The following is a 10,948-nucleotide window of genomic DNA, read 5'->3' as shown; positions in this document are numbered from 1 at the left end:
CCGGGCGGAAAGGCCCTACGTGAGGAAGGTCTTCAGCTCGTGGACGAGCTTGCGGATGTGGCCGGAGAGGACCGGTGTGCCCTGGTCCTTGAAGCGCTCCCTGAACCACGGGTTGACGCTGGCGCGACCGGAGCTGGTCACGGAGCCGACCGGTATGAACTTGGCCCCCGAGCGGTGGATGGCGGCCATGCTCTCGAAGAGCGGCTCGGTCTGCCATTCGTAGAAGTCCGAGATCCACACCACGACGGTGTTGCGGGGCTCGGCGATCTTCGGCTGAGCCAGCGCCATGGCCGCCGTGCCGTCGGTGCCGCCCCCGAGGTTGGTGCGCAGCAGGGTCTCGAACGGGTCGTGCACCCACGGGGTGAGGTCGAGTGCCTGGGTGTCGTACGCGATGAGGTGGACGTCCACCTTGGGCAGACCCGCGAAGATCGAGGCGAGGATGGTGCAGTTGACCATCGAGTCCACCATCGAGCCCGACTGGTCCACGACCACGATCAGTCGCTGGGGCGTCGTCCTGCGCGCGGTGTGGCGGTAGAAGAGGCGGTCGACGTAGAGCCGTTCCTCCTCGGGGCTCCAGTTGGTGAGGTTCTTCCAGATCGTGCGGTCGAGGTCCAGATTGCGGAACACCCGCTTGGGCGGGACCGAGCGGTCCAGGGCTCCGACGGCCGACTTCTCCACCTGTGTACGCAGCACTTCGGCGACCTCGTCGACGAAGCGGCGGATCAGCGCCTTGGCGTTGGCCAGGGCCACTCCGGAGAGGTTGTCCTTGTCGCGCAGCAGCTGTTCGATCAGCGACATGCTCGGCGTCAGCTGGCCGGCCAGGTGCGGGTCGGCGAGCACCTCGCGCAGCCGCATCCGCTTGACGAGCCCGGCCTCGATGGAGCCGAGCTCCGGGCCGATCTCCGGGATGAGACGGCTGAGGTCGGGGGTCCGGCCCCCACCGCCGCTGCCGGTCGGGCCGGCACCTGTCCCACCGGCGCGTCCGCCGCGCAGTTCCCCGGGCTTGCAGCCGAGCGCGCGCTCCAGCCAGCCCGCGTCGGACTGCCACCGGGACAGCTGGCCCGCGGTGACGGTGCCGGGAGGGGAGTGGAAGACGTTCAGCAGCACCTTCGACACGAGCGCGGCGCGGCGCACCTCGGCGGCCCGGTCGCGTGCGTCGGCGTCTCCGTCCGTCTCCGTCTCCGTCTCCGTCTCCGTCTCCGTCTCCGTCTCCGGTGCCATCAGGCCGCCGAACTCTGCGGCCAGTTCGGGATGGCGCTGCACCACCGAGTCGACCGACGCCTGCGGATCCAGGAGCTTGGCCGGCAGGCCGATGTCCTCCACCACGGCGAGGCTCGCCGATTCCAGGGCCGCCTGCTCCTCATGGTCGAAGAGACGGGCGAGGAGACGCCAGTACATGACCTGGCGGCGGTTGTCGTGCGAGGGCTCTCCGGTCACCTCGGGGCTCTGCTGTCCGGTCATTTGCGCAGCAGCCTTCCCGCTCGCTCGCTGAGCACCTTCGCTGCATCGGTGGCGGCCTTCTCCGCCCTGATCCCGGCCTTGTCGGTCGTCCCTCCGGCCCACGCCCCCGCGTGCACCGAGGTCACCTTCTTCCGCACCGTTGACTCGACGGCCAGCGGCTGTACGCCGAACGTCCCGGCGTCCCAGCGGATGAGCGCGATGCACGCCCCGGACCTGGCGACGGCCTCGGGTGTGAGCGGCCCGGCGGCCGGTATGCGGTCGGTGTCCACGGCCAGTTCGGTCCCGGCGACGGTGAAGGTCAGTCGGCCGTCGTCGTCCGTCCGAGCGGTGTAGCCCTCCAGGAAGACGGGTACGGCGATGCGCGCCGGATGCCGGTCCAGGGGTGCGGTCACCGGGGCGGTCGCGGTGGGCAGTGCCACCCGGGCGGTGGTGAAGGCCTCGGCCGGCTCGCCGGGGCGGGCGTGCTCGTCGCTCCAGAGGAGGTCGCCCTCGGCGGTGACCGGCATACCGGTGAGGTCCATCGAGCGGCCCTCGCCGACGGCTGCGAGGAGCGACATGTGCGGGCGCAGCAGCTGCCAGATCCCGGCTCCGACGACCGTGTCGGGCTTCGGGACCGACACGCTGGCGCGCACCAGGCGGGGCGCGGAACCGTCCGCAGGCTCGAACACCGCGTGCACCTGCGCCTGCGCGGCGGTCGCGTGTTCCTGTACGTCGATGCCCAGGGGCAGCAGGCGTCCGTCGGCGGTCCCGACGGTGGGCGTACCGGCCGCTCCTGGCACCGTCAGCAGCATCCCGCGCGACCAGAGGTCGGCCCAGCGGCGTACCGGAAAGCGCTCCGCCGAAGCACCGGGGCAGCACGCGGCTAGTTCGGCGACGAAGCCGTCGAGGAGAGTCGCGAGGCGGCGCAGCGACGGGTCGGGCAGCATCGCGGACACGACCTCCGCCGCCCCGGACACCACCTCGTGGTCGAGGCCCTGCCATCCGCAGCGCGCCAGATCGGAGAGCCAGGCGCGGGCGGCCGTCAGCAGATTCGCCGTCGGCTGCCCATCACCGGTGGGTATGGCCTGCGCACCGCGCGAACGGCCGGCCGCCTCCTCGACGAGGGTAAGCAGCGCGTCGTGGACGGAGCCGAGCAGCGCGGTCCGAGCGGCGGCCAGGGCCACGAAGTGGTCCTCGCCCGCAGCTCCGGCCGACGCCTTCGCGGCTGCCTCGGCGACCCGCGCGGCCAGTGGTGTCCCCGCCACGGCGTCGGCGAGCGACGTCGGCCCGTCGGCCCCGGCGTGCTGGGGACGGAGCAGACCCGCGACGAGAGCGCGGTCGAAGGCGTCGACGGCCGACAGGGCTTCGTCCAGTCCGTCGACGGGTTCGGCGAGCAGGTCGGCACGCATCTACGCCACCGCCCTGGTCGGCGGGAAGAAATGCATCTCGGGCAGCGGCGCTGTGGCCGGAGCGTGTTCGAGATAGGCCAGGTGACGCAGGAAACGGCTGAAGACGGACGCGGCGGCCTTCGTCGCGTCCATCTGCGGGCGGGTGCTCCTCATGGCCGAAGCCAGTGCGGCTCCGTCCGCATCCGCCTCGGGGACCTCGATCTTCAGATACCGGACGACGCGCCCCGCGCCGTACTGCAGGACAGCCTCGTCGACCATGGCGCCGATGTGGTTGCAGAACGATCCGCGCGCACCGCCGCAGGGCCGGTTGTTGTTGGTGCTGCAGGCGAACGCGTAGGTCCCCGCGGCGACGGACGAGACGTAGACACGCCCGATGTCCGATCCGCTGGACACCACGCCCTGCAGACGTCCGTCGGCCAGCTCGACGAACGGAACCTTGGCCAGCTTGCGCGGCCTCGCGGGTGGAATCACCCGCGCCGTGCTCGACCTCTCCCAATCCGACAACGCGCCATCTCCAATGCACAGCTGAGGGGTTGTTCCCGCCGGACCGGCGGAACACAACTGAACCTACTGGCGGCCACTGACAACGGAGCCTGGACCGGAGAGACGTCTACGTGAGCCCGGTGACCCGCATCGTGATGTTCAGCCGTCCCGAGCGCAGCCCGGTGGCCGGGTCGCCCGTACTCTCGTGGACCTTCGGAACGCCGTGGTAGGCGAAGCGCGAGGGGCCGCCGAGGACGAAGAGGTCACCCGAGGAGAGCTCGATGTCGGTGTAGGGCCTGGTGCGGGTCTCGGTGTTGCCGACGCGGAAGACGCAGGTGTCGCCGATGGACAGGGAGACGACCGGGGCGGACGACCGCTCGTCCTTGTCCTGGTGCATGCCCATCCTGGCCTGCCCGTCGTAGAAGTTGATGAGCGCGGTGTCCGGTGTGTAGTCCCGCACGGCCGCCTCGTCCCCGTACGCCTCCAGGAGGGCCCGGCGGCCCAGCCGGACCATCCGGTCCGGGAAGGCGGCGACCTGCCGGCCGTTCACGTCGTCCGCCGTGCGGGTGGAGCGGCCGAGGGAGCGGCCAGGTGAAGGGTGCCGGTCATCGGTGCGCCTTCCTCGCATTGCCCCAGGAGTGTTCGCACGCCCTGGGGCGCGGCCGTTCAGGCCGCCTGGTGGTGGTTCTCCAGGTCCAGGAGCTTCCTCTTGCGGTCGAGGCCGCCCGAATAGCCGGTCAGGGCGCCGCTCGCGCCGATCACCCGGTGGCAAGGGCGTACGACCAGCAGCGGGTTGGCGCCGATCGCGGTACCGACCGAGCGCACTGCCGCGCGCGGGGCGCCGATCCGCTCGGCGATCTCGCCGTAGCTGAGAGTGGTGCCGTACGGGATGGACTCCAGGGCCTCCCACACGCGCCGCTGGAAGCCGGTGCCACGGCTGACCGCGTACTCGATGCCGAAGCCGGTCCGGTTCCCCTCGAAGTACGCGCGCAGTTCGGCGGCGATCGCGGTGAAGGCCTCCGCCTTCTCCGTCCAGCCCTCCTGGACCGTCGCACCGCCCTTCTGGCCCGGCACGGAGAGCGAGGCGAGGGCGGTGCCGCCCTCCGCGGTGGCCGACTCCTCGCCCACCAGCAGCAGCTCGCCGAGCGGGCTGTCGACCGTGGTGTAGAGCGTCATCGTCATGGTCCTTCCAGTACATCCGTCGTATACGTCAACTGTGCGGGGTCCGCGGTGATACGGCTGGCGGGATTCGGACTTCACGCTGCCGCGGGACCGGGCCGGTCCGCGGCAGCGTTCCAGAAGTGGTGCATGGCGTACGTGCGCCAGGGGCGCCATGCACCGGCCCGCACCGCGTCGGCACCCGCGTGCCGCATGCCCGCCCGGACGGCCGCGTCGCCGGTCAGCAGCACGTCGGGGTCACCGAGCGCCCGCATGCGGATGTAGGCGGCGGCCCAGGGGCCGACGCCCCTCAGGCCCAGGAGCTCCTGCTCGGCCTGGTCGCGGTCGGCGCCCGGGTCGAGCCGGATCCTCCCGTCCGCGAGGGCGGCGGCGACGTCGCGCAGGGTGGCACGCCGCGAGGCGTTCGTCCCCAGCTCCTCCAGGCCGGCCCCGGCCAGGTCGCCGGGGTCGGGGAACGTACGGGTGAGGGCGCCGCTGGGCACCTGGAGAGGTGCGCCGTAGGCCGTCACCAGGGCGCTGCCGAGCCGGCGCCCGGAGGCCACGGAGACCTGCTGGCCGAGGACCGCCCGTACGGCCAGTTCGTGGACATCGGCTGCCCCGGGGGCACGGAGTCCAGGCGTACGGGCGACGAGCCGGTGCAGTGCCGGGTCCTCGCCCAGGCGTTCGGCGACCGCGTGGGGGTCGGCGTCCAGGTCGAAGAGGCGGCGCATCCGCTGGGTGGCGGTCGTCAGGTCGCGCAGATCGCCCAGGTGCAGCCGGCAGTCCAGCCAGCCGTCGCCGGTCCGCTCACGGACCTCGACGATGCCGGTGCCGTGCGGCAGGCGCAGGGTGCGCCGGTAGGTGCGGTCACCGCGCTCGCCGGCCATCTCCTCGATGCCGGTGAGGGCGCGGGCGGCCAGGTGGTCGAAGATCCCGGCCGCCGCGTACGGTCCCCGGTGGGCGAGCCGCAGCGGCACTCCCCCGGCCCCGTCGGCGGTGGAGACGGAACCGAATCGGGAGGAGGCGCCGGGCCGGGCGGTGCGCAGCTCACCCGGGGTGAGCGCGTAGATCTCCCGGACCGTGTCGTTGAACTGCCGCACGCTGGCGAAGCCGGAGGCGAACGCGATCTCGGCGGCCTGCAGGGTGGTGGTCTGCAGCAGGACCCGCGCGGTGTGGGCCCGCTGCGCGCGGGCGAGCGCGATGGGCCCCGCGCCGACCTCGGCGTTCAGCTGGCGCTGCACCTGGCGGGCGCTGTAGCCGAGGCGCGCGGCCAGCCCGGACACACCCTCGCGGTCGACGATCCCGTCGCCGATCAGCCGCATCGCCCGGCCCACCAGATCGGCGCGGGCGTTCCAGTCCGCCGAACCGGGCACCGCGTCCGGGCGGCAGCGCCGGCAGGCGCGGAACCCTCCGCCCTGGGCGGCGGCCGCGGTGGGGTAGAACGTCACGTTGCGGCGCTTGGGCGTGGTCGCCGGACAGCTCGGGCGGCAGTAGATCCCGGTCGTGGACACGGCGAAGAAGAACTCGCCGTCGAACCGGGCGTCGCGGCTCGTCACCGCCTCGTATCTGCTGTCGTCACTGCTCATGCCTCAAGGGTGCGGCATAACGCTTCCGGGTACTGGCGGGAATCGGACACCGCGCCCCGGGCGCACCGCCGGGCCGGTGCGCCCGCACGGGCCCGGCGCAGAACTCCTTCGCACATTGATTGGAATCATTCCAGAAAGGTGGTTCACTGCGTAGGTGATCGAAACCGAGGCCAGGACCCTCCTGCGGGGAGCGTCATTGCGAGTGACCCGCCCCAGGGTCGCCGTGCTCTCGGCGGTCCACGAGGCCCCGCACTCCGATGTGAGTACCCTCCTCACCCTGGTACGCACACGCGTCGGCGCGGTCTCGACCCAAGCCGTCTACGACGTACTCAAGACGCTCGTCGACGCCGGACTGGCGCGGCGGATCGACCTGCCGAATTCTCCGGCACGGTACGAAGGACAGTCCTGGGACAACCATCAGCACGTGGTCTGCCGCTCGTGCGGCACGATCGCCGATGTCGATGTCCCCCGGAGCTCTCCGCGCCTGGAGGCGCCCCAGAATCACGGGTTCGCCATCGACCACGTAGAGGTGACGTACTGGGGCCTGTGCCCTGGGTGTCAGCCCGACCGTGGCCGACAGGATCCGGAGTCGGTGCACTGAAGTTTTCACACGGAGGAGCAGGAAAATTTCTGACAACACGAAGCCGCTGACCACTGCCGCCGGCGCACCGGTCGCGGACAACGAGAACGCCGTCACCGCCGGCCCGCGGGGCCCGATGCTGCTCCAGGACGTCTGGTTCCTGGAGAAGCTGGCCCACTTCAGCCGGGAGGTCATCCCTGAGCGTCGTATGCACGCCAAGGGATCCGGCGCCTTCGGCACCTTCAAGGTGACGCAGGACATCACCCGTTACTCCAGGGCCGCCCTCTTCTCCGAGGTCGGCAAGGAGACGGAGCTCTTCGCCCGCTTCTCAACCGTCGCCGGTGAGCGCGGCGCGGCCGACGCGGAGCGCGACATCCGCGGTTTCGCCCTCCGCTTCTACACGGAGGAGGGCAACTGGGACGTCGTCGGCAACAACACGCCGGTCTTCTTCCACCGCGACCCCCACCACTTCCCCGACCTCAACCGCGCCGTGAAGCGCGACCCGCGCACCAACCTGCGCTCGCCTGAGAACAACTGGGACTTCTGGACCAACCTCCCTGAGGCACTGCACCAGGTCACCATCGTGATGTCGGACCGCGGCATCCCCGATGGCTACCGCCACATGCACGGCTTCGGATCCCACACCTACTCGTTCATCAACGAGAGCAACGAGCGCTTCTGGGTGAAGTTCCACTTCCGCACGAAGCAGGGCATCAAGAACCTGACCGACGAGGAGGCCGCCGCGATCGTCGCCGACGACCGCGAGTCCTCCCAGGCGGACCTGTTCGACGCGATCGAGCGCGGCGACCACCCGAAGTGGACCTTCTACATCCAGGTCATGCCGGAGGCCGACGCGGCGACGTACCGCTACCACCCGTTCGACCTCACCAAGGTCTGGTCCAAGAAGGACTACCCGCTCATCGAGGTCGGCGAGTTCGAGCTCAACCGCAACCCGGAGAACTACTTCGCGGACGTGGAGCAGGCCGCCTTCACCCCGGCCAACCTCGTCCCCGGCGTGGGTGCCTCGCCCGACCGCATGCTCCAGGGCCGACTCTTCTCGTACGGTGACGCCGCGCGCTACCGCGTCGGGGTCAACCACCACCAGATCCCGGTGAACCAGCCCCGCGGTGCGAAGAACGTCAACACCTACCACCGCGACGGCCAGCTGCGCGTGGACGGCAACCAGGGCGCGGTCCCCGGTTACACCCCGAACAGCTACGGCCGCTGGGCGGAGCAGCCGCAGTTCGCCGAGCCGGGTCTGGCGCTCGACGGTGCGGCGGCCGACCGGTTCGACTACCGCGAGGACGACGACAACTACTTCGAGCAGCCGGGCAATCTGTTCCGGTCCATGACCCCGGAGGAGCAGGACGCCCTCTTCGGCAACACCGCCCGGGCCATCGACGGTGCCTCGCAGGCCACCATCGAGCGTCACATCAACCACTGCACGCAGGCCGACCCGGCCTACGGCGAGGGTGTGCGCAAGGCCATCGAGGCCCTGAAGGCCGCCAAGTAGGACCGCACGGCCGTAGACGAGGGGCCCCGGGCAACGTGTCGCTGCCCGGGGCCCCTTCGTGCGGTGCCGGCCAGGACCTGTCCGGTCGATCATGGCTGTGGGCAGCCAGGCACGATGGGCTCAGCCGGTGAATTCGTCGACGCCGAGGGCGAAGTCCCAGTGGCCGACCCCGTTGCCGGCGAGGCCCACCGTGACCACGCCCACTCCTTCCAGCCAGTGCGCCATTTTCAGGCCGCCGACGTCCAGCGGGCGCAGCCCGAGGCTCTCGATGAAAGCCGCCACGCCCGCTTTGGCCTGCGCGTCGTCGCCGGCGATGAAGACGTCGGGCCGGCCCTTCTCCAGGACATTACGGAAGATGGTGTTGAACGCCTTCACCACGCCGGCGCCGGCCGGGGCAACCTTGGCGACCTCCTGCGCGATCGAGGTCTCCTCGCTGTGGGCCAGTCCGTCGAACGTGGCGTTGAAGGGGTTGCTGATGTCGACGATGACCTTGCCCGCGAGGGCGTCTCCGTACTCGACGACGACCGGAACGACACCGTCGTACAACAGGGCCGTGATGACGATGTCCCCGGCGGGGACGGCGCCCCACCTGCCCGTCGTCGCGCCGCCGCCCAGAGCCTTGGCCAGGTCATCGGCCTTGGACTGATCGCGTCCCATGACCTCGACGGTGTTGCCTCCCGCCACCGCGAGCGTGCCGATGGTACGGGCCATGTTCCCCGTGCCGAGGAGGGTGATGCTGCTCATGGGTGTGCTCTCTTCCTGTTCTCCGGGCGTGCCCGCGGCATTCCCGGTGTGTGGTTCAGATGGCGGTGGTGCCGCCGTCGGCGACCAGTTCCAGGCCGTTGACGTAACTGGAGTCGTCGGAGGCGAGGAACAGGGCGACGGTGGCGATCTCGTCGGGGCGGCCCATCTTTCCGCGGGGGATGAGGGACTCGAATTCGGCCTTGGTCGCCTCGTCGAACAGTTCTTCCTGTTTGGCGGTGGCGACCTGGCCGGGGGTCAGGACGTTGACCCGGATCCCGCGGTCACGCAGTTCGTTGAGCCAGACGCGGGCCCAGGCCTGCTGGACGGCTTTGCTTCCCGCGTAGAGGCTCCAGCCGGGGAAGGCTCCGAGGGAGGCGTTGGATCCGGTCATGAAGACCGAGCCGTTGTCGTTGATCAGCGGCAGCGCCTTCTGCACGGTGAACAGGGTGCCGCGCGCGTTGAGCCAGAAGGAGCGGTGGAACTGTTCCTCGGTTATCTCGCCGAGGACGGCGGGTTCGCCCGTCCCGGCGCTGGCCCACAGCACGTCGATGGAGCCCTTCTCCCGCTTGACGGTGTCGTACAGACGGTCCAGGTCGTCCAGGTCGGCCGCGTCACCCTGGACGGCGGTGACGTTGCGGCCGATCAGCCTGACGGCGTCGTCCAGTGCTTCCTGCCGCCGGGCCTGGATGAAGACGTGCGCTCCTTCCTCGACGAACAGTTTGGCGCCGGCCAGTGCCATGCCGGTGGATCCACCGGTGATCACCGCTACCTTGCCATCGAGCTTTCCCACGATCACTCCGTTGAGTTGATGGCTGTCCGAAACGGTCCAGCGTTAAGTACACCAGACTGTGCACTTAACGTATCCGAGGGCCGACCGGCGCGCAAGCTAAGTACACCGATCGGTACCGAGACGCTCTCACCCTTGCGCGATCCCCGTCAGCGCGATGGACGCACGGTCCAGTCGTATGTAGACCGGTCTGTACCGAAGGTCTACACTGGAGGCATGACGGAGTTGGAGAAGGGCCCCCTGGGCCGGCGCCGCGGCAGGGGCGCGCGCGAGCGCATCCTCAGCGCGTCACGGCAGCTGTTCCGCGATCAGGGCATCAGCCGCACCGGCATGGACCAACTCTGCGCTGTGGCCCAGGTATCCAAGCGCACGGCCTATCAGCACTTCACCAGCAAGGACGAACTCGTCGCCGAATACCTACGCCGGTTCGATCCCGACGTCATGCCCGGGGTGTTCGACCGCACCGACCTCACACCCCGCGAACGGCTCCTCGCCGCCTTCGAGATGCCCGCGTCCACGCCCCTGTGCCCCTACATCGCGGCGGCCGTCGAACTCCACGACCCCCAACACCCCGCATCCGAGTACGCACGCGACTACAAGATCGCCATCGCCGCGCGGCTCACCGAAACCGCCCGCGAAGCCGGCGCCACCCGCCCCGAACAACTCGGCGAACAACTCGCGCTGCTCATCGACGGCGCCTCGGCCCGCACCCGAGTCCTCAACAGCGAGTCCTTCCCCACCGCCGCCGCCATCGCCGCCGTCCTCATCGACAACGCCATCCCCGCACCATCTCCTCCTGGGGCTTAGGGCCTCTCGTATGGATCAGGCCCCGCTCCCTTGTCCGGCCTGATCCGAACGAGAGACCCTAGTCAAGGAGGGCCGTCCTCCCGAACATCTCCGCGGTGGCCCGTGCGCTGGGGGTTCCCGCGTCCAGGTCGGCGCCGGCCGCGACCAGCACGCCGACGATCGCGTCCTCGCCCTTGAACAGGGCTCCCGCCACAGGTGACTGGTCCCGGGCGTTACGCAGATCGACGTCGGCGCCGCGCGCGACGAGCGCCCGTACCGTCTCCGTCCGCCCGTGGTACGCGGCGAGCATGAGCGCCGTGTTGCCTTGCTGGTCCCGCACGTCGACCGGCAGCCCGTGGTCGAAGAACTCCAGGAGCTCCTCCGCGCGGCCCTGCCTGGCCAGATCCATCACGATCACGACGAGCCGGCTGGTCTGTTCTTCGGAGAGCGGTTCCATGGCCC

12 protein-coding genes are annotated in these 10,948 nt (G+C 70.3%); 3 read left to right on the top strand and 9 right to left on the bottom strand.

The window, feature by feature from the left end; all coding sequences use genetic code 11:
• Nucleotides 1-15: 15 nt before the first annotated feature.
• From ACIREO_RS20160 to ACIREO_RS20135, 6 genes are all read right to left on the bottom strand, one after another.
• Entirely contained in the window at nucleotides 16-1,461 is a 1,446-nt protein-coding gene (locus tag ACIREO_RS20160) for a VWA domain-containing protein (RefSeq protein ID WP_404111804.1), read from the bottom strand.
• Nucleotides 1,458-2,849: a hypothetical protein gene (locus ACIREO_RS20155; RefSeq protein WP_404111801.1), complete on the bottom strand. Its 1,392-nt coding sequence runs from the start codon at nucleotides 2,847-2,849 to the stop codon at nucleotides 1,458-1,460. Before ACIREO_RS20155 ends, ACIREO_RS20160 begins: the two co-directional genes overlap by 4 nt.
• Nucleotides 2,850-3,353, bottom strand: a complete 504-nt coding sequence (locus ACIREO_RS20150) for a hypothetical protein (RefSeq protein ID WP_404111798.1) — start codon at nucleotides 3,351-3,353, stop codon at nucleotides 2,850-2,852.
• A gap of 106 nt (nucleotides 3,354-3,459) precedes the next feature.
• Nucleotides 3,460-4,104, bottom strand: a complete 645-nt coding sequence (locus ACIREO_RS20145) for an alpha-ketoglutarate-dependent dioxygenase AlkB (RefSeq protein ID WP_404111795.1) — start codon at nucleotides 4,102-4,104, stop codon at nucleotides 3,460-3,462.
• Nucleotides 3,999-4,508, bottom strand: a complete 510-nt coding sequence (locus ACIREO_RS20140; protein ID WP_404111792.1) for a methylated-DNA--[protein]-cysteine S-methyltransferase — start codon at nucleotides 4,506-4,508, stop codon at nucleotides 3,999-4,001. The genes ACIREO_RS20145 and ACIREO_RS20140 overlap by 106 nt, the downstream gene beginning before the upstream one ends.
• 80 nt (nucleotides 4,509-4,588) lie before the next feature.
• Complete coding sequence (locus tag ACIREO_RS20135) at nucleotides 4,589-6,076, bottom strand: AlkA N-terminal domain-containing protein (RefSeq protein WP_404111789.1); 1,488 nt, start codon at nucleotides 6,074-6,076, stop codon at nucleotides 4,589-4,591.
• A 154-nt stretch (nucleotides 6,077-6,230) separates the two neighbouring features.
• Between ACIREO_RS20135 and ACIREO_RS20130 the strand changes: the two genes are divergently transcribed.
• Together ACIREO_RS20130 and ACIREO_RS20125 are read left to right on the top strand one after the other, a co-directional pair.
• On the top strand, nucleotides 6,231-6,677 hold the full coding sequence (locus ACIREO_RS20130; protein ID WP_404111786.1) for a Fur family transcriptional regulator: 447 nt from the start codon (nucleotides 6,231-6,233) through the stop codon (nucleotides 6,675-6,677).
• A gap of 25 nt (nucleotides 6,678-6,702) precedes the next feature.
• On the top strand, nucleotides 6,703-8,169 hold the full coding sequence (locus ACIREO_RS20125; RefSeq protein WP_404112005.1) for a catalase: 1,467 nt from the start codon (nucleotides 6,703-6,705) through the stop codon (nucleotides 8,167-8,169).
• A 120-nt stretch (nucleotides 8,170-8,289) separates the two neighbouring features.
• Here ACIREO_RS20125 and ACIREO_RS20120 read toward each other — a convergent pair whose 3' ends face one another.
• Both ACIREO_RS20120 and ACIREO_RS20115 read right to left on the bottom strand, forming a co-directional pair.
• Nucleotides 8,290-8,913 carry an NADPH-dependent F420 reductase gene (locus ACIREO_RS20120; protein ID WP_404111783.1) on the bottom strand — a complete coding sequence of 208 codons (624 nt, stop codon included), beginning with the start codon at nucleotides 8,911-8,913 and terminating at the stop codon, nucleotides 8,290-8,292.
• A gap of 55 nt (nucleotides 8,914-8,968) precedes the next feature.
• Nucleotides 8,969-9,703, bottom strand: a complete 735-nt coding sequence (locus ACIREO_RS20115) for an SDR family NAD(P)-dependent oxidoreductase (RefSeq protein WP_404111780.1) — start codon at nucleotides 9,701-9,703, stop codon at nucleotides 8,969-8,971.
• A 213-nt stretch (nucleotides 9,704-9,916) separates the two neighbouring features.
• Between ACIREO_RS20115 and ACIREO_RS20110 the strand changes: the two genes are divergently transcribed.
• A complete protein-coding gene (locus ACIREO_RS20110) occupies nucleotides 9,917-10,507 on the top strand; it encodes a TetR/AcrR family transcriptional regulator (protein ID WP_404111777.1) in 591 nt (196 codons plus the stop codon).
• 58 nt (nucleotides 10,508-10,565) lie between these two features.
• Here ACIREO_RS20110 and ACIREO_RS20105 read toward each other — a convergent pair whose 3' ends face one another.
• Nucleotides 10,566-10,943: an ankyrin repeat domain-containing protein gene (locus ACIREO_RS20105; RefSeq protein ID WP_404111774.1), complete on the bottom strand. Its 378-nt coding sequence runs from the start codon at nucleotides 10,941-10,943 to the stop codon at nucleotides 10,566-10,568.
• Nucleotides 10,944-10,948 lie beyond the last annotated feature (5 nt).

The sequence above is a fragment of the Streptomyces sp. NPDC102441 genome (genome assembly GCF_044765585.1).
GTDB lineage: Bacteria > Actinomycetota > Actinomycetes > Streptomycetales > Streptomycetaceae > Streptomyces.
Note: the sequence above shows the minus strand (reverse complement) of the source record. Positions and strands in the feature narration are given on the sequence as shown.